Genomic DNA, 18,025 nt, shown 5'->3' on the forward strand with positions numbered 1-18,025 from the left:
GGCTCACCTTCATCGGAAGGTGAGCCACCGCAGCCGATGCGTTAGCATAATCTGGCCCAGTAACATGGATAGTTTTGTTGATATTTTCAGTGCCCTATCGAGGGGATTTCATGGCGAATGGCGAAGAATATTTGGGGCAGGTCGACTGGAATTCTCTACTAGATGCCCATGATGATTCTGCGAGTCTTCCGAACGTGCTTCTCAAGCTAGCATCGAACAATTACGAGGAACGTAAGGATGCATTTAATGAAGTAATTAGTCGCCTGGTACATCAAGGCTCGCGTTTTAGTGCGAGCTCACATGCCGTTCCTTTTCTGCTTTTTCTGGCGGAGGCCGGTATGGAAACCGTAAGCATTCTTGAGCTGTTGTCGCTAATTGCACTCGGGGATGATTATGAATATCTGAGCGGCACAATCAACCCCTATTTGATGCGCCGAAACGCTGCGCGCCTGCTGCGTTCGTCTGTTGGGGCGCTAGGATCCGAGATAATGCCAGATTCATATGAACTGGATCCAGATGAAGTGGCGGCTTATGATGCGGTAAAGGAAGGTGTCCCGCTCTTTATTGATCTGCTGAAGGGTAATGATCGCCAAGCCCGAATCTGGGCGGCATATATATTGGGATTCTTTCCGGAGAGGCGTGAGGAGATAGTCCCTATTCTCGCGGACGTACTGGCGAGCGAGACCGACTCGCAAGTGGCGGCGACTGTCGCAATTAGTAGCGGCCTGGTTGCCCTACCAAATGATCCTCGTCTCTCAATTGCTCTTGAACGACGTTTGCATGGACGTCATCGGGCGGAAAGATGGGGGGCGGCCATTGGGCTTGAGTGGTGGTCTCACCGCAGCGATCCACTCGTAAGAGAAATTCTTCAAGACTGTATTTCATCAGGGGGCCGACCTGCTACAGAGGTCCCCTTCTGTTGTCGGAACATAGATACTGTGGCGAGTTTGGCCAATGAGGCCTACCGGCGTCGGAAATGGGACTGATCCTGGGGCCCTGTACCGCTCCAGAACTAGTCGCAGCGGTGCTGGCCTGCGGTTTGGGTGAACGGCCGGGTTGGGGCAAGATCCCGGTCTGTGGCACTTCGTCTCCTGTATCTGATCATGGTTCGGGTCTTCGGATGGCTGGTGCTGCTGGCGCGTAGCCAGGCGTCCAAGGACGCGGAGATCATGATTTTCCGTCATGAGGCCGCCGTGCTGCGGCGTCAGGTCGCCCGCCCGAAGGTGGACTGGGCCGACCGGGCCGTCCCGCAGGGCTGGCCCGGTTGCTGCCTGCGGTGCTGCGTTCGCATCGGCTGGTCACGCCGGGCACGCCGCTGGACTGGCACCGCCGCCTGGTCAAACGCACGTGGACATACCCGAATCGGCCTGGCCGTCGTGGGATCGGCCGAAAGATTCAGAACTTGGTGACTCCGGCTGGCACGGGAGAACCCGAGTTGGGAGTACCGAAGAGTCCACGGCGAGTTGGTCAGACTCGGGTACCAAGTCGGTGAATCAACCATACGGCGGATCTTGCGGGCCCGAGGGCATGGTCCGGCGCCGCGTAACCTCGACACCTCCTGGCGGGCGTTCCTCCGCACCCAGGCCGAGGAGATGCTAACCTGCGACTTTTTCACGTGGACACGATCGTGCTGAAACGGTTGTACGTCTTGTTCGTCATGGAGGTGAGAAACCGGCGCGTGCACATCCTGGGGGTGACCGCCAACCCGACCGGAGGTCGGACCGTCCAGCAGGCCCGGAACCTTGCCACGGATCTTGGGCACCGGATCGGCTCATTCTGTTTCCTCATCCGGGACCGAGACAGCAAGTTCACCGGCGCGTTCGATGAGGTCTTCGCCGTTGAGGGTGTGACGGTTGTGAAGACGCCGCCGCGGACGCCACGGGCGAACTGCTTTGCCGAGCGGTGGGTACGCGCCGTACGGGCCGAGTGCACCGATCGGATGCTGATCTACAACGATCGGCACCTACGGTCCGTGCTCGGCGAGTGCACCGACCATTACAACCGCCACAGGCCCCGCCAGTCCCGCCGGCAGCAACCGCCCGACTCCGACGAGCCAGTGGTCGCGCTGTCGGACACACCGATCCGCCGACGGAAAATCCTCGGCGGTGTGACCAACGAGTATCACAAGGACCGTGACGAGTTTTGGAGCAGTACAAGCCTGACAGCCCTGCGAACGCCCGGCTCGGCCACGGTGTTCGTCATTTTGGCACAGCACAGGTGCGGGTGACGGGGCTCCGTGCCGGGCAGCGCCGGACGGGTCTATCGCCTTCCGCCGGGGCGTGTTCGACAATCCCGGAGCAATGTTCGGGGGCCGGTGGGACGCCCTGACCCGGAATTAGGCCCGGGCCAGGGCGTTCGACCAAGCCCCTCTGGTGACAGTGGCCACCGGACGGGACCGTCAGGAGGGCAGGTGCCACTGCTGGTTGGAGCCTCCGGTGCAGTCCCAGATCTCCACCTGGGTGCCGGGGGTCGCGGACCAGCCGGTGTCGTCGAGGCACTTGTTGGACTGCGGGTTGTACAGCGACCCGTTGGACTGCGGGATCCATACCTGGGCGGCGGTGTTGTTGCAGTCGTACAGGTCGACCTTGGTGCCGTTGGCGGTACCGCCGCCGTTGATGTCCAGGCACTTACCCAGGACGTGCAGTGTGCTGCCGGCCTCGACCACGGTCCACTGCTGGGCCGGGGTGCCGTTGCACGTGTACACCTGGACGGGGTTGAAGTTCGTGGTGTCCGCGGCGCGGTCGTCCAGGCACAGCCCGGCGTACCCGGTGATCGCCCCTCCGCCCGACGGGGGCGGCGGGTTGCCGCCACCCCCACCACTGGTCAGCACCCGCACGTAGTCCACCAGCATCGGTACGCCCGACTGGGTCGAGCCGGTCGGGCCGCCGCCGAACGCGGCCGGGAACCCGCCGCCCATCGCCACGTTGAGGATGATGAAGAAGCCGTGCTGGACGGCGTTGCTCCAGGTGTTGGCGTCGACCTGGTTGGCGTTGATGGTGAAGAAGTTGTTGCCGTCGAGGTAGTAGCGCAGATGCTCCGGCGAGACGCTGCGGTCGTACTCCACGGCGTACTGGTGGAAGCCGGTCTGGCAGCCCCCGCAGGCGCGTTCGCCACTGCCGATGCCGGTGGTCTCGTTGCACGGGCCGCCCGGGTTCGATCCACAGTGCAGGGTGGCGAACTCCGAGCTGCGCCCGTTGATGTCCTCCATCATGTCGATCTCACCGATGCTCGGCCAGTTCGTGGCGCCGACCGGCCGGGCCCCCGCGCCGAGCGCCCAGAACGCTGGCCAGTAGCCGGCCGCGGCCGCTCCGGAGACGTTCGGTTGCTGGAGCGATGCCTCCATGCGCAGCTTCCCGCCGGCGGGAGCAGCGAAATCGGTGCGCTGGGTCTCCACCCGGCCGGAGGTCCAGTTGCCGTTGCCGTCGCGGAGCGGCTTGATCACCAGGTTGCCGTTGCCGTCCTGGTAGACGTTCTGCGTGCTGCTGGTCATGGTCTCGACCTCGCCGGTACCCCAGTTCGCGGCACCGCCGGGGTAACCCGTACCGGTGTCGTACCGCCAGTCACCGGTGTTGAGACCCGAGCCGGCAGGACCGGTGAAGTCGTCGCTGAAGACGGTGTTCCAGCCCGACGGGGCGGGCGGGATGGACGCTCCGGCGCTCGGGACCGCGACTGCGGTGGCGGCCACTGTGGCCGACACCGCGACAGCGGCCATGATCAGGCGGCCGAAGGGCCGGCGACGTCTCCGCGCGGACGCGGCGGGGGAATCCGCGATCATCACACGTACCTCTTCCAGGGTTCGGTTGCGAGGCGCAACCGGAGTCGGCCCCAGGCCGACAGGCGGGGGAGTGACACAACGAGCGCCCGGTCGATGGGAGGGTGCGGGTCAGGGGCGGAGAGCGCTCTCACGGAATGGTCTTCCACTGTTAACAATCCTGTCAATACCGCCGAGTAGCCGTCGCACAATCGGAGACCGCGTGCTCCCCACGCACGTGGGGGTGATCCGTCGAGCGCGGGCTTGACCTCGCGGCAGCGGCGCACCAGATCCGGCTCACACGCCCCGATCTCCTCGGCGATCCAGCCTGCGGGGTCCACACTGTCACTGACGGCCATCGCGATGTCTCCCTTTCGATCTCGAACTGGCTAATCGAAAGGATCACGCGATGGCCGTCTCAGTTCACGACGCTATGCCCCTGATCAGCGGAAACTCGTACACCACCTGCGTGGACGCAACCTCCGGCCTCGTCGACGACCGCGAGTCCTTGGTCGACCGTACGGAGGAACGCCGAGGCCTCATCCGGGTGCAGACCGCGGCGTGGTGGCACGACTGCGGAGGGGATTACTCCGGGTGCAAGCTGCGTGAACCTTGTAGCACATCGGTCGAGCAGCGCGCGAAGGCGACCGACAGACGCGTCCTGTTGCGCCGATGGCGGCACGGCAGCTTCGCCGACGCGGGCTGCGACCCACTCTTTATCGATCAACGCCATGTTCACTCCCTGCCGTCGGCTTACGGTCACATGATGAACGACGCCATCGACAGCGTCCTGCGAATCGGGGCCTCTCCCGGCGGGATTCGCGCATCGCAGCGCCAGCAACCCACATCGAGTCCGAGTGATCCTCGACTGGAGGGAATGGCCGTTCTCGCAAGAGCACCGGTGCACGGGAGGCGGTCACTGACCGCGCCACCTGCGGGGACCCCCATTCTCTAAGTCACTCCGGCCGCCGCTTCTTACCGGGATTGGACGCGCGCATGGCGACGTTTGGCCTGGTCGTCAGATAGATCATCCGCGCCCCCATCCGGGGAGGAGCGTGCAATGGCAGGCAGGCGCCCGCTGACCGATCCCAGGGATCCACTCATGGCCAGGCTCTAAGCCCGGCCGAGGTCGGCGACGACCGCCCCCACCCTCGGCAAGATCCCACAGCTCAGGGCTGGATCGGCCGCGGGCTGGTGGAGATCCTGAGGGACACCGTGTCCGAGCGCCCGCTGGCCACAGCGTCGAGACGAGGCTCACCGAGCTGTCCCGTCAGCCCACCGGCTTCACGAGCGATCAGCGTCGACAATCCAGCTGAACTGACAACTTCAGCTGTCGATGACAACTAGGATTGTCCTATGACTGCTGAGAGGGTTCGGCCTGCCGGTCCCCCGTACACCGAACCGAGCGAGGAACTGATCGAGGAATTCACCGACGCCATCGGGACCCTGGTGTGGGAGTTCGCTAACGACCTGGTTACCCCGATCGAGGGACTGCCGGAGCCTGGACGTGTCCGTACCGCCGAGCAAGTCGCGATGGCAGGGCGGCCGACCAACCTGGCGAGACTGCGGCTACTACGGGAGGTCGGCCCGGCCGCCGAGCGGATCGCCAGCCTGGCGGCGAAGAATGCCGGGCAGCATGGCGCCACATACCCGCAACTGGGCCAGGCATGGGGGATCACCCGCCAGGCCGCCCGCAGCCGGTGGCCCGGAGTCGTCAACGCCAGCGACCAACGGCCCCCGGTCTCGGTGGAGCTGGCCGGCGGTACTGCGAACATCTACTGGGATCCGGAGGACGACGGTTGGTGCTGGAGCGCCAACGCGGCGAACGGCGAGCACCAGACAGAGGGGGAGTGCGCAAGCTCGGAGGAGGCGGCCGCCCACGCTGGCGCCTTCTTGGTCGCCAACTCGCTGTAGCGTGACCGAGCGCGACAGCCGACTGGTACTGGTCGGCTGTCGCTTCGTTGACCAGAACGAGTCCTTCGACCGGAGCCCCGCTGCCTACGACCTCGACGCCGCGCTATCGGAGGGCATCGCCCGGCACGGCGCGGACTACGCGCCTCATGCCCAGTCTGCAACGCCGCCTTGGACGTCCCGATCCTGAGTACCGAGTCCGCCCGGCATTCCCGCGCCGTCGCCCCTGCCGAGACGCCCGAGGAGTAGCGCGAGAGATTGATTCGGTTGTTGTCGGTCGGCCGTCGTAGAGTGCTGTTCGAAGCGGAGCGGTGAAGACTGCGAGATGCGCCTGCTGAAAGATGCGATGAACAGTTCGAGCGAGACTCCCAGCGCCACCAACACGGTGGCGACGGCATCGAGCGGGTCGAACGCGTACTCGACTGGCGGAGGCGGGGTCACCTTTGCCCACCGCGTCGCTGTCATCTACCTCGCGAGCATGCTCACCGGCAGCCGTCGCACCGAAACGAACGAGCTTGCGGTCCGGTCGCTCGCGTTCCAAACCGGGCCTGCGCACCCAGTTGATGACCTCCTCGTCGTGGCGGGGGACCGCGAAGTTGAGCTCGCCATCGCATGCCGAGCAACACCACACTTTGTTCCGAGTCACACGACGACGGTCAAATTGGTGAAGTCACTGCTTGACGAAGTAGCCGCACACCCCAACGGACAGGTTGCCGTAGCGGTCGCAGGATGGAAGACGGAATGGGAACAGGTTGCCAAGCTGTGCGATATCGCTCGAACGAACGCTAACGCCAACGCTTTCCATACCGCCCTGGAGACCGAAGGCCGCTGGTCGCAAGGCGTCCGCGGCCGCTACACGCAGCTGCGGCAGATGGTTTCGGACGCACTGGATGGAACAGCCACTCACGCCGAGGTGTTAGAGGTGACCTGGGCGCTCCTTACCCGGCTTCGCATACTCGGGTTCAAACTGCAAAGTCCAGACGAAACCGACTGGACAGGCGTCGCCACATCCCTGGATGGCATCGCAGCCGCCCCCACAGACGGCGTGGGACTTCGTGACCGTCTTGCAGTGAACGCTGGCCGCTACGACGCGATGGGGGCCGTAGTCGACCTGAACCTGTTGCGGAAGGACACCCACCCGCTTCTCAACGCCTCCTCGACCCGGGCCAAGCAGGCATGGGACATCCTTAACCTGAAGCCGCGGCAAAGGTCAGTGCTGACGCATGAGGAGATACTCCAAGGGCTGCGCAGTAGGCACACGTTTCTGCTCGACAACGAACTGCCGTTCGCGGGGCCGGGGGCGGATCACGAGGCCGACCCTGCGCGACTACTCGCCCGTCTGTCGGCCGCGGATCCTCCCGGTGTGCTCATCATCGGCCCCGCGGGGGCGGGGAAGACTCGTACCTGCTTGGAAGTCGCGGCAATAGCTCATGCCCAGGGGTGGCGGGTGCTGCACGTGCTGGCGAGCCCGGAGGTGACCGTCGAGCATCTCAGCGCCGACCTGCTTGAATCTGGCCATGGCCGCATCCTGCTGATCTTCGATCACCTCGACGGGTACTCGCAGCTTGACCTGCGGGCGTTGGCCGACGAGTTCCTGGCGGACGCCAAGCGGTCGGAGATCGACGTTGCGTTGCTGGCCTCAACGCGTCCCGGCTCGGAGAATGAGCTCATGCACCGGGGAGGAGCTGAGTTCCTCTTCGAACCGGTGCACCTCCGCAACGATCAGGCGTACCGCTCGCAGGTCGCCGGGCACATCATCCACACGGTCGCACCTGCCTCCGTCCAGAACCTGGGCGAGACCGCCATGGCGGAGGCATGCGGTCAACGCCCGATCATCGCGTTGCTCATCGCGCAGGCGATTGAGAGGTGCCTTACGGACGGGCATCCGGTGCCGGAAGTAGTGAACTCACATGCCGGCAAGCTGCGCCCATGGCTACGGGACGCGCTCCAACACGATCAGCTCACCGGTACCGTCAGGACACCCCCGGGGCCTCTGAGCATGGCAGCGCCCTCCGCGCAGGAATTGGCATGTGCGGTGGCGGTAGCCGCCTGCCCGCAACCGCGCGAAGACATAGAAGCCGTCGTCGATAATCTTCCGGGGGACAACTTCGGCGTGCTGGCGGTTGAGCATCTCCTGCGGCTGGGCTGGCTGGAGGAGGTCAACGGTCAGCTCGTCACCGTCCACGACATCGTTACCGACGAGCTCGTCCTGCACTCGATGCTTCCGCCACCGAGCTATGGCATCCACGAACCTTCGGCGGAGGCGGTCTTTGCGGCCTTGAGCCGGGACATAAGATCACTCGCGCTGCTGGCCGCGCATCTTCGCCGAATCATGGCGGATCTCTCGGCGCAGACAAAGCGACATCAGGCTGCCGTCCTAAAACGCTTCTGCGAGCAGTGGCTCGTTCAGCACCGGGCGCGGCTGGGGGAGCTACTGGCCACCGCGGGCAAGGATGGCGAGCACGTGCTGTTGACCATGCTGCTCGACCGCCCGTGGTGCTGGACCGTCGCCGAGTGGTGGGAGGAACTTGGTGCTCGGTGGCTAGCCTGGGCGGAGTCAAGAAAAGAAGCCACCTCATTCCTGGCGGCCGTTATTCGGGCCAAGCATGCTCCAGCTGTGATCGTCAACGCAGCCCTGTCCTGGCTGTCACGAAATTACCTTCAGACAGATGCCCACCGAGTGATCTTGGCTCTGCTCGGTCGAACAAAACTCACCGCGGTGCAGCGTCGCTTCGTCCTGAATCGCGCGATGGCCTGGGTCGAAAAGCAACCTCGTTGGGCCGCAACACCTGAGGTCCTCTACCGGTTGCTCGCTGACGCGGCTACTCGTACCGAACGGATAGAGGCAGCCCGTTGTGCCTTGACCTGGCTTCGGCGGGACCTGCACCCCCAGGCCCAGATTTTTAGGGTGGTACGCCTCCTTCTGACGCTCGAGGATGTTCCTGGCGAGTTCCGTAACTCGACTGTGATCACGGCCTTGTCCTGGGTGGAAACCCACGAACAAGATGGCGCACCTGTTCTGAGTGCCTTGCTTCGGGCCAGAACGCTCACCGAATCGCAACGACACCAGGTCGGTGAAATCAGCCTGCGCTGGCTGCGGGAGCATCCGCCCGAGCCCAGCCGGCGTCCACTCATCCACGCGCTGCTCGACAGTGATCAGGACCGAGAGAAGTGTTTGTCGATTCTATGGTCGCAGATACGCGAGAACGAGGCGGATCCGGTAGTAATCTATAGGATGCTCGAGGACGGTCGGATCAATGCCGAACAGGCCCGGTTTGTCATCGATCAGGCCTTCGGCTGGCTTCAAAGCGCGAATCATCTTGCCGATATACGCTTGGTCATCACCGCGCTCATGCGCAGGGATGACCTTACTGCCGAAGAATCCGCCCGGCTCACGAATGCTGCCATGGTCCTGGTCGATACAGGCTCCGACCCGAAATTCCTCACAGTGATGCTACGTCGGTGTTCGTCCCTGAACGCTGAGCAGGTCCGCCGCCTCGTCACCGCTGCGGTTGAGCAATGCCGATCCCGCAGGGGTTTGAAGCGGAAGCGGCCGCTCATCAACGCGCTGCTCCTGCGGCGCGATCTGGCTCCCGATGAGGTCCGCGAAGCGATCGGGCTTGCCTTCAGGCACTTGGACGCCGACTCGGCCTTGGACAGAGGCGCCATCCTTATCTCTCTCCTGGAACGCCTCGACCTGCTACCGGACGAGTCTGAGCGGGCAATTTCTCACGCGCTCCGCTGGTTGGATCAGGATCAAGCATCGTCGAGCATTCATTTCCCTCACCTGCTGACCCGGCTACTGCGCCGTACGGACCTGCCTCCGCCAGCGGTGGCAAGCTGTGAACGCCACGCTCGGGAGTGGCTTGCCACGGTGCCCCCCGAGGACGAGCGCGCCGAAGACACACGTCGAAACTTCCCTTACCAGGCCGACAACTGATCACGTCCCGGCGCGCAGCCCTCTACCAGCCAGTTCCGTGGCCTGAAGGCGGCCGTGCGCTTGCCGCAACGCCCTCTTCTGCCGCTGATCACCCTGGTCCTCGTCTCAGCCGCCCTGCCCGTGAACCGATGAAGGATAACCAGGTCTCGGCCTAGGAGCCTTTGCGCTTACAACCGGGCCCATGCCAGTTTTCCAGCGAATGTTACGTCCACACACGTATCTGAGCGGCGAACCTGGAAGCGAGCGCTTCGGTCAACACTGCGCCGTCGCCACCGGAATTGTGCGGTCACATAGAACCCTCGACCGCGGTGATGGGTTCGCTCTTGTGCGCCTTGACCGTGATCTGGCGCCGTCCACCCTTGCTGGCCACAGGTCCGCTAGAGGAACCTGGGGCCATCGCGGAGCCCCTGCGAATAAGCCCTGCCCCGGGTGGGGTCTGTCCAGTTAACGGTGTAACTCGATCTTGCGGGGTCTAGTTGCGGGCGGCGGCCAGGCGGCCTTCGAAGGTGATCTCGAAGGCGTTCAGGGCTGCTTTCCAGCGGGTGATCCAGCGTTTGCGGCCCTTGCCGGTGGGGTCCAGGCTCATCACCGCCAGGTAGACGCATTTCAACGCGGCTTGTTCGTTGGGGAAGTGGCCGCGGGCCTTGACCGCCCGGCGGATCCGGGCGTTCACAGACTCGATGGCGTTGGTGGAGCACACGACCTTGCGGATCTCGGGGTCGAACTGCAGGAACGGGACGAACTCGGCCCAGGCGTTCTCCCATAGCCGCACGATCGCCGGGTACTTGGTGCCCCAGGTCTCGGCGAACTCCAGCCACCGTTGCATCGCGGCTGATTCGGTCGGGGCGGTGTAGACGGGTTTGAGGGCCTTGGCGATTTTGTCCCAGTCCTGCCGGGCGGCATACCGGAAGCTGTTGCGCAGCAGGTGAACGATGCAGGTCTGCACCAGCGCTTGGGGCCAGACGTGGGCGACCGCGTCGGGCAGGCCACTCAGGCCGTCGCAGACGACCATGCACACGTCCGCGATGCCGCGGTTTTTCAGTTCGGTGAGGACCTGCAGCCAGTACTTGGCGCCCTCGCCGCCCTCACCGGCCCACAGGCCGAGGATGTCGCGGGTGCCATCGACGGTGACCGCCAGCGCGACGTAGATGGGGCGGTTGGCGACCTGCCCGTCGCGGATCTTCACGTGGATGGCGTCCAGGAAGATGACCGGGTAGACGGCGTCCAGCGGCCGGTTCTGCCATTCGGTCATGCCGTCGATTATCTTGTCGGTGATGGTGGAGATGGTCTGCTTGGAGACATTCGCGCCATAGACCTCGGCCAGGTGAGCGGAGATCTCGCCGTGGGTGAGGCCCTTGGCGCTCAGTGACAGGACCATTTCATCCACGCCGGTCAGTCGGCGCTGCCGCTTGCGGACGATCTGCGGTTCGAAGCTGCCGTCCCGGTCGCGGGGCACGTCGATCTGGACCGGCCCGATGTCGGTGGTCACGGTCTTGGACCGGCGTCCGTTGCGGGAGTTGGCGCTGTCCTTGCCGGCCGGATCGTGCTTGTCATAGCCGAGGTGATCGGTGATCTCACCTTCCAGCGCCGATTCCAGCACCCGCTTGGTCAGCTGCTGCAACAACCCGCCCTCGCCGGTCAGGTCCAGGCCCTGGGCACGGGCCTGGGCGACAAGCTGGTCGATCAGATCACCGCCCTGCCCGGCGTCCTTGCCCTTCGCCGGCTTACCAGGCTCAGCCACCGCGGCGTCCGCCTTCACTTCAGTTGTCGTCATCGGGTGTAACTCCTTGATCAGGAGTTACACCGAAAACCGTACAGTCCCCCCGGGTGCCGCAGGGGCTCCTCGTCGCTAAGACCAACCGATCTGGCCGATGGATCATAGAAGCGCCCCAGACAACCTGTGAACGAGAGGCCGTTTGAAGCCGACCAAAGGCGGCGTATCGGGGTGTCGTATCTACGGTGAGCCGGCGCGATGTCCTGTCGATCGCGTGCGTGAAAAGCAGTCAGTAACCTCAGAGAACGCACATTCTCGCAAGGTTGGTGCACTCCGCGGTGGTTCGGGGCAAATTTCGGGTTGCCGAATGGGCGCGCGGGGCCCTGGCGACCGAGCCCGTAGCAGTGTGGTCCGGCGTAAGGTGCGGCTGCGGTCAGACAAGGCGAGCGAGCACGGCGCCGAGGACTCCTGCGCTGTTCGTACTTCTCGGGGAGCGATCAAAACTCGCTGTTTTTACGGGCAGGATTCCGGAGCCAGTATGTCGGTCGTCCAGCGTGCCCGTTTGAGCTGCGGGCGTTCTTTCTGGACGAGGAGCAGCGTGTTGGCGAGCGTCGTGCGCAGTTGCTCGGTGTCGGCGTGGGTGCCGGCGAGTGCGCCGAGGCGATCGAGCAGTGCGAGGTAGAGATGTCCGCGGTGGGCTGTGGGCACGGCGTCATTGCAGCCCAGGAACGCTACGGGTCGGTCCAAACTGCGTCGTAGGGCCGCGGTGTGTTCCTGTCCGGCGGCGTCGTGACAGGCCAGGATGATGGCTAGGGCGCCCAGTTGGTCGCCATTGGGACCGCTTAGTGCGGCCAGGTTGAGGCCTCGTATGTGGGGCGTTGTTCCGTCGTCGAGCATGTCGCAACGGTCGTCGATGACGACGACGTCGGCGGTGCGGAGCGTGGCCTGGCGTTTGGTGGCCCGGTTGTCGAGGCACAGGCGGACGTCGAGCTCGCCGGATCCGGCATATCGTCGTTCAAGCTTCCCCATCTGGCGGGCGATCCCGGTTTTGCGGCGGCTCGTCACGAGCGCTACCACCAGTGGTTTGGGCAGCGCCCTCGACGATAGGAGGGGTGTGATCGTTCCGAGCGCCTCGTTAACGTGGCCGACCGCGTTGGGCCCTTCGGCGTTGGCCTTGATCGTCGTGCGGCCACTTGGGTCGATCGCGATCTCGATGATCACGCGGTCACGGAGAATCTCCGGAGCGGGAGGTGGCTCCGTGACACAAGTGCGTTCGACCACGCCGGTTGCAATGCCTGTGAGGAAGGTGGCGACAGCCACGGCCGTCCAGGCCAGGACGCTGTGAAAGTGATCAGTGGCGAAGTTGATGGACAGTCCGACCCCCGAGGTGGTCACCGCGACGGCCAGCCCATGCACTAGGGGCCGGGGCCTGCCGTTCACGTGCCGGCTCCCTGGGCCATCGAAAGACCGGTATTCGCCCGCTCGATGATCGTCGGCAGGCCGGTATAGCCAGTGGCGTCCTCGGCGTCTTCGAGCACGGCCGCGAAGTCACGCTCGGCCCCGTCGGTGTCTCCGGCCGACAGGCGGGCGAACGCGAGGCTGCTCCGTGCCTCCAACGTTGCAGGGTGCTTATTGCCCAGTTGGCGGGAGCGCTGGATGACCACTTCGTCCAGGAGGTTGATCGCTTCGGCATGTTGGCCGCGGTCGTGCAGCAGGGCGGCTAGCCCTGCACGGATGGTCAAGCTTTGCGCGTGGCTTGAGCTCAGGGGGTGGTGGGTGTCCTCAAGGAGGGACCGCAGCAGCGTCTCGGCCTCCCCGGAGGCGTTGCGATCGCGCAGGATTGCCGCGTGATTGTTCTTAATCCGAAGAATCTCCTCGGCATCGGCTGTGGGAAGGCGCTCGGCGCTCTCCAACACCGCACGGCTCTGCGCCTCCGCCTCGTCGAGTCGTCCGAGCGCCCGCAGCGCCGCGGCAAGGTCGCCGCGGGCGGAGATCACCTCGGGATGCTCGGGCCCGAGTTCACGTTCCGCGTCGTCCAGAGCCTCGCGAAGTAGCCTGGCGGCACTTGGAGCGTCGCCGAGATCCAGCCGGATGGCGGCGTGGTTGGCGCGCAGCCGAAGGTCCCGCGTGGGGTCGGTGACTCTGAGGCGGCGTGCAGCGGCGAGAGCCTTATCGAGGATCAGCTCGGCCTCGGCGGGGCAACCTCCGGCCCGCAAAGTGGCGGCGAGATTCGCTGCTGCAGCGATCATCCGCGGGTCCCGACGGAACCGCAAGCGCACGAATCTCCGCAGGATCGGCTCAGCCTCTATGACCCACCGGACATCGAGCCCTCGTTGGGTGGTTCGCGACACCGCATCGACTGCCTCCAACACACGTCTGCGTTGGGTGTTCTGCCTCCGTGCCGCTCTGACCAGGGGAATCATCAAGCCAAGGATCACAAGGCAGATCTCCGTCGCTGCCCAGACCGGCCGTAGCCCAACATCATCGACCGCTGCCACGAAGCCTGCGATGATTCCAACCAGCAGGATGATGTCGGCCGCGAGTGCGAGCAGCCGCGACAGCCAAGCCCACCACGGCCGGGTCCGTGGTTTCAGCGGCGGAGGCGCCGCGCGGCGCGGGTTCTTGACCGGGATCGGCAGCCGTAGCACCCACGGGAGGGCGACCTGGGCGCTGGGCCCCTGGGTGCGGGCCAGGGAGGCGATCCAGTTCTGGTGACGGCCCTGCGGAGACAGTCCCTCTTCGGGGGGGAGGGCGCCGGGCAGGTCGTCGATGTCGGCGTGGTGGGCGTGGTCGACCGAGGCCACGACCAGCAGGGGATGCAGTTCGCTGCGGCGGCTGCGCACGTCGCTGATGGCCAGGAGCAGTCCGACACCGCCGTTCTGGCGGGTGATGCCCCTGAGGAAGACCACGGACGGGACGGGCCGCTTAAATCCCCGGAGCGTGAAGGAGAGCTTGCGGTGCCGGGCACGCAGGTCCTCCAGGAACGCGAACGCCTTGACCTGCAGCCAGAAATCGGCCGCCTTGGCCGCGTCGGCCGACGCGGCCGTGAGGGCCTTGTGGATCTGGTCGAGTTGGAGGTGCAGCCGACCTCCGAAGCCCCGGTTGCCCTGGACCGCGAAGAACGACGAGGCGGCCAGCCAGCGGTACCGCGTACCGAACCCGACGCGGGACAGGATGGGCAGCCAGATCCTGCGGTTCGACAGGCCCACGACGAGCGCGGCGACCGCCAGCACGGCGAAGCATCCGGCCAGGAGCGTGCCGATGCGTGTCTTGTCGGCGATGCCCTGGGCGATGCCGCCGAAGATGGCGGCGATGAGCACGATGACGGTGGACCACCAGACCGGCGCGGTCAGCGGCCGCCGGGTCCATGGCAGTAAGACGGCGGCGTCGTACCACTCCTCGGCGGGCGTGGTCGAGGACGGCTGCGCCCGGTTCTTCTCGGCGGCGCTGCGGACGGCCTCCTCGAAGGACCGTACGAGGTCCGACCGGGGGAACCGGTAGCGGCCGGCGGGACGGTCGCCTGGCCAGGCGCCCGGCTTGGCCAGCGAGTCGAGCAGGGCGATCTCCGGCGGGGTCCGGCCGGTCGCCGTGCCGCTCCGGTCACGGCCCCCCACCGGCGAAATGCCCCTGCCTCCAGGCGAGGCGTCGCCCGTGCCGGGCGCGGTGCCGGTCGTCTCAGGGGCGGTCTCGGCTGGAGCGTCGGTGTCTTCGGGAACGTGCGGAGGCGTGAGGACGACATACGGGATGTCCGCCGCGGTGGCCTTCTGCGCGAGCGCGTCGATGTACGCGTCGGCGTCCATCCCCGGGGCCGTCGCCTCCAGCACCATCAGCGGGAACGCCAGGCCACCGAGCCGCCATGGATGCGCGCGGGTCCGGTCGTCGAGGAGTTCCAGCAGCCCGCACCCGAACTCGGTGCTGAGGACGTCCTCGGCCGGTTCCGTAACGCTCATGCCCACCCCGCGAAGAAATCGAACCGTACGGCGGTTGGCGGACCACCGTGGAATGCAGCGTAGGAGGCGGATCGGGCCCTTATACGTCACATAGGGATCTGTCCCGACCACAACCCGGTTTAGGGCAGAACCAGACTGCTCTCATGGTGCCGAGCCCGGGCACCCAACGTCCTCCAGTGCCACGCTGCTGGTGTCGCTGCGCGCCATCCAGGCCGCCCTGCCGGTTCTGGTGGTCATGGACGATCTAGACCGGCTCGCCCCCGAGGAACTGCTGGTCGTCTTCAAGCTCATCCGCCTAGTCGGCCACCTGTCGAACGTGTGATCGTGTGCTCGGCTGGTCCGCTCCGCTGATCGTCCGTCAGCCGTGCGGCTCTGCAGGTGGCCGGTTGCCCCAACAGGGACGCCGAAGGGGTCACCTCTCGCAGAGGACCTCGCGGCCGGACTGGGTGAGGAACTCGGTGAACCGCCGTGCAGGAGGCGGGAGCCGCCGTGTGGCGGGCCAGACCCCGCCCAGCAGGCGGTGTGCCGGAGGATGCCCGATGGACATGTAGGTGACGCCTTCGTCAGGTGCCGGGCTGCCCGGGAGCACAGCGACTCCGAGACCGGTGCTGACGAGGCCGCGGAGGGTGGCCACGTCCTCGCCCTCAAAGGCGAGATCCGCCTCGAATCCCGCAGCCGCGCACATCTCGTCGAACACCTGCCGCAGCCCGTGCCCCAAGGTCAGGGCAATGAACCGCTCGCCCGCGGCCTGGCGGAGTTCGACCGTCTCCCGCTGAGCCAGCCTGTGCCAGGCGGGGACCGCAAGGAACAGTTGCTCGTCGCGCAGGACGACCGAGTGCAGGGTCTTGTCCTCGGGGATGGGCGCGGTGATGACGACGTCGATCTCCCCGGCACGCATCCGGTCGAGAAGGGCCAGCGCCGGGCCTTGGGTGAGGGCGAAGCGCACGTCCGGGTGGGCGGCGAGGAAGGCGTCGAGCAGCCGGGGGACGTCGCGCACGCCGAGGGTGTGCAGGAAGCCGAGGCAGACCTGCCCCCGCTCTGGGTCGATGACATCTGCCAGCTCCTGGCGCGCCGCGCGCAGGGTGGCGAGCGCCTCGCGTGCGGCTGGCAGGAAGGCCCGGCCGGCTGCGGTCGGCACGACCCCGCGGCCGACCCGCTGAACCAGCGGCGCCCCGATGGTGTCGTTCATTCGGCGCAGGGCGTGGCTCACCGTCGGCTGGGGCACCCCGAGCCGGTTGGCGGCACGCGTCACGTGCTCTTCCTCGAGCACCGCCACGGCAATCGCCAGATTGGGGGCCATCAGCGCCAACCAATCCTTATCTGAATCAATCACAGTCAAAACATTATTGGATGTATCGAATGAAGGCGACCAGTGTGGAGTCGTCGAAGGAACCCGAGTCGAAAGCGAGAAACCCCGCGATGACCGAGATGACCGAACAGGGCGGGCGTCTGGTGCCCGGTTGGGACGGCCGGTATTTCGAGGACTTCACCGTCGGCGATGTCTACCGCCACCCGTTGGGCCGGACCATCACCCAGACCGACAACTCCTGGCTGACGCTGCTCACACAGAACACCGCGCCCCTGCACTTCGACGCGCACTACGCGGCGCAGACGGCCTGGAAACGGCCGCTGGTCGACTCGACGTTCACCCTCGCGCTCGTTACCGGGCAGTCGGTGACGGACGTGAGTCAGCACGTGTTCGCGAACCTCGGGTGGGACGAGGTGCGGTTGCCCGCCCCCGTCTTCGAGGGCGACACGATCTACTCGCAGTCCACGGTGCTCATGGCGCGGGAGAGCAAATCCCATCCCGAGGCCGGCATCGTCCGGGTGAAGACCGTGGGCTACAACCAGGACGGCACCGTCGTCATCAGCTTCCTGCGCACGTTGATGGTCTTCCGGCGCGGAAACGGTCCCGCCGGCGTGCCCGCGCCGAAGGAAGCCGGGGTGGACGCATGAACGTGGATGCCCGCAGCTGGCTGTTCACACCCGGCCACCGGCCGGAACGGTTTCCCAAGGCCGTCGCCTCCGGGGCTGACGCGGTGATCCTCGATCTCGAGGACGCGGTCGCGCCCGACGCCAAGCCCCAGGCGCGCAAGAGCGTGCTGGCGTGGCTGGCGCAGGGCCACCGGGCGTGGATCCGGATCAACGACCGCCGGTCAGGATACTGGGCGGACGACGTCGGCGCCCTGGCGAGCAGCCACGGCCTGCTCGGTGTGGTCCTGCCCAAGACCGAGAGCGCCGCGGACGTCGAGGAGACCGCCGCACTGGCCGGAGTCGGCGTCGTCGCACTCATCGAGACTGCGTGCGGTGTGGAGAACGCCTGGCACATCGCGCGGGCAGCCGGGGTGGTGGCCCTTGCCCTCGGCTCGGCGGACCTGCGGCTTGATGCGGGACTCGGCGATGACCCCTTGGCATGGGCGTATCCGCGCAGCCGGCTGGTCTTCGCCGCCCGGGCGGCTGGGCTGAAAGGCCCGCTGGACGGGCCGGACATGCAGCTCGACGATGCCCTGATCACGCGTGTCCAGGCCGAGCAGGCCCGGGCGGCCGGGTTCGGCGGGAAGCTGTGCATCCATCCCCGTCAGGTCTCCGCCGTCAACGAGGCGTTCGGCTACACCCGTGAGCAGGCGGCCTGGGCCCGTGCCGTCGTGTCCGCCGCCGAGCACAGCCACGGCGCCGCCGTCCGGGTCGGCGGCGAAATGATCGACCGCCCTCGCCTCGAACTCGCCAAGCGCATCGTCACCGCCGAACAGGAGAAGTGA

At 65.9% G+C, this 18,025-nt stretch carries 13 protein-coding genes; 8 read left to right on the plus strand and 5 right to left on the minus strand.

What is annotated here, in order from left to right; translation table 11 throughout:
* The first annotated feature begins 110 nt into the window (after nucleotides 1-110).
* The 3 genes from NDW01_RS41055 to NDW01_RS41065 all read left to right on the plus strand — a co-directional run bounded on the left by NDW01_RS41055 (nucleotide 111) and on the right by NDW01_RS41065 (nucleotide 2,227).
* Entirely contained in the window at nucleotides 111-986 is an 876-nt protein-coding gene (locus NDW01_RS41055; RefSeq protein ID WP_252829947.1) for a HEAT repeat domain-containing protein, read from the plus strand.
* 90 nt (nucleotides 987-1,076) lie between these two features.
* Nucleotides 1,077-1,409, plus strand: coding sequence for a hypothetical protein (locus NDW01_RS41060; RefSeq protein ID WP_252829948.1), 333 nt, complete (start codon nucleotides 1,077-1,079; stop codon nucleotides 1,407-1,409).
* A 206-nt stretch (nucleotides 1,410-1,615) separates the two neighbouring features.
* Nucleotides 1,616-2,227 carry an integrase core domain-containing protein gene (locus NDW01_RS41065; RefSeq protein WP_252829949.1) on the plus strand — a complete coding sequence of 204 codons (612 nt, stop codon included), beginning with the start codon at nucleotides 1,616-1,618 and terminating at the stop codon, nucleotides 2,225-2,227.
* 171 nt (nucleotides 2,228-2,398) lie between these two features.
* Here the strand turns inward: NDW01_RS41065 and NDW01_RS41070 are convergent, their stop codons facing one another.
* Entirely contained in the window at nucleotides 2,399-3,775 is a 1,377-nt protein-coding gene (locus NDW01_RS41070; protein ID WP_252829950.1) for a ricin-type beta-trefoil lectin domain protein, read from the minus strand.
* Nucleotides 3,776-5,107: 1,332 nt separating this feature from the next.
* Between NDW01_RS41070 and NDW01_RS41075 the strand changes: the two genes are divergently transcribed.
* A complete protein-coding gene (locus tag NDW01_RS41075) occupies nucleotides 5,108-5,665 on the plus strand; it encodes a hypothetical protein (RefSeq protein WP_252829951.1) in 558 nt (185 codons plus the stop codon).
* A gap of 322 nt (nucleotides 5,666-5,987) precedes the next feature.
* Entirely contained in the window at nucleotides 5,988-9,602 is a 3,615-nt protein-coding gene (locus NDW01_RS41080; RefSeq protein WP_252829952.1) for an ATP-binding protein, read from the plus strand.
* A 472-nt stretch (nucleotides 9,603-10,074) separates the two neighbouring features.
* Here the strand turns inward: NDW01_RS41080 and NDW01_RS41085 are convergent, their stop codons facing one another.
* From NDW01_RS41085 to NDW01_RS41095, 3 genes are all read right to left on the minus strand, one after another.
* Complete coding sequence (locus NDW01_RS41085; protein WP_252829953.1) at nucleotides 10,075-11,376, minus strand: IS256 family transposase; 1,302 nt, start codon at nucleotides 11,374-11,376, stop codon at nucleotides 10,075-10,077.
* 453 nt (nucleotides 11,377-11,829) lie between these two features.
* Nucleotides 11,830-12,756 (minus strand): hypothetical protein, encoded by a 927-nt coding sequence (locus tag NDW01_RS41090; protein ID WP_252829954.1) that lies wholly within the window; start codon nucleotides 12,754-12,756, stop codon nucleotides 11,830-11,832.
* On the minus strand, nucleotides 12,753-15,143 hold the full coding sequence (locus tag NDW01_RS41095) for a tetratricopeptide repeat protein (protein WP_252829955.1): 2,391 nt from the start codon (nucleotides 15,141-15,143) through the stop codon (nucleotides 12,753-12,755). The genes NDW01_RS41090 and NDW01_RS41095 overlap by 4 nt, the downstream gene beginning before the upstream one ends.
* Before the next feature lie 313 nt (nucleotides 15,144-15,456).
* Between NDW01_RS41095 and NDW01_RS41100 the strand changes: the two genes are divergently transcribed.
* Nucleotides 15,457-15,588, plus strand: a complete 132-nt coding sequence (locus tag NDW01_RS41100; RefSeq protein ID WP_252829956.1) for a P-loop NTPase fold protein — start codon at nucleotides 15,457-15,459, stop codon at nucleotides 15,586-15,588.
* 90 nt (nucleotides 15,589-15,678) lie between these two features.
* Here the strand turns inward: NDW01_RS41100 and NDW01_RS41105 are convergent, their stop codons facing one another.
* Complete coding sequence (locus NDW01_RS41105; RefSeq protein WP_252829957.1) at nucleotides 15,679-16,566, minus strand: LysR family transcriptional regulator; 888 nt, start codon at nucleotides 16,564-16,566, stop codon at nucleotides 15,679-15,681.
* 119 nt (nucleotides 16,567-16,685) lie between these two features.
* Here NDW01_RS41105 and NDW01_RS41110 point away from each other — a divergent pair, with 119 nt between their 5' ends.
* Both NDW01_RS41110 and NDW01_RS41115 read left to right on the plus strand, forming a co-directional pair.
* A complete protein-coding gene (locus tag NDW01_RS41110; protein ID WP_252829958.1) occupies nucleotides 16,686-17,222 on the plus strand; it encodes a MaoC family dehydratase in 537 nt (178 codons plus the stop codon).
* Complete coding sequence (locus NDW01_RS41115) at nucleotides 17,219-18,025, plus strand: HpcH/HpaI aldolase/citrate lyase family protein (RefSeq protein ID WP_252829960.1); 807 nt, start codon at nucleotides 17,219-17,221, stop codon at nucleotides 18,023-18,025. Before NDW01_RS41110 ends, NDW01_RS41115 begins: the two co-directional genes overlap by 4 nt.

The sequence above is a fragment of the Actinoallomurus soli genome (assembly GCF_024055715.1).
Lineage (GTDB): Bacteria > Actinomycetota > Actinomycetes > Streptosporangiales > Streptosporangiaceae > Actinoallomurus > Actinoallomurus soli.

Excerpts from the sequence above, each read along its gene's own strand:
- NDW01_RS41055 (WP_252829947.1), top strand. The coding sequence starts at position 111 with ATGGCGAATGGCGAAGAATATTTGGGGCAGGTCGACTGGAATTCTCTA.
- NDW01_RS41070 (WP_252829950.1), bottom strand. The coding sequence starts at position 3,775 with ATGATCGCGGATTCCCCCGCCGCGTCCGCGCGGAGACGTCGCCGGCCC.
- NDW01_RS41075 (WP_252829951.1), top strand. The coding sequence starts at position 5,108 with ATGACTGCTGAGAGGGTTCGGCCTGCCGGTCCCCCGTACACCGAACCG.
- NDW01_RS41080 (WP_252829952.1), top strand. The coding sequence starts at position 5,988 with ATGCGCCTGCTGAAAGATGCGATGAACAGTTCGAGCGAGACTCCCAGC.
- NDW01_RS41085 (WP_252829953.1), bottom strand. The coding sequence starts at position 11,376 with ATGACGACAACTGAAGTGAAGGCGGACGCCGCGGTGGCTGAGCCTGGT.
- NDW01_RS41095 (WP_252829955.1), bottom strand. The coding sequence starts at position 15,143 with ATGGTGCTGGAGGCGACGGCCCCGGGGATGGACGCCGACGCGTACATC.
- NDW01_RS41105 (WP_252829957.1), bottom strand. The coding sequence starts at position 16,566 with ATGGCCCCCAATCTGGCGATTGCCGTGGCGGTGCTCGAGGAAGAGCAC.
- NDW01_RS41110 (WP_252829958.1), top strand. The coding sequence starts at position 16,686 with ATGACCGAGATGACCGAACAGGGCGGGCGTCTGGTGCCCGGTTGGGAC.
- NDW01_RS41115 (WP_252829960.1), top strand. The coding sequence starts at position 17,219 with ATGAACGTGGATGCCCGCAGCTGGCTGTTCACACCCGGCCACCGGCCG.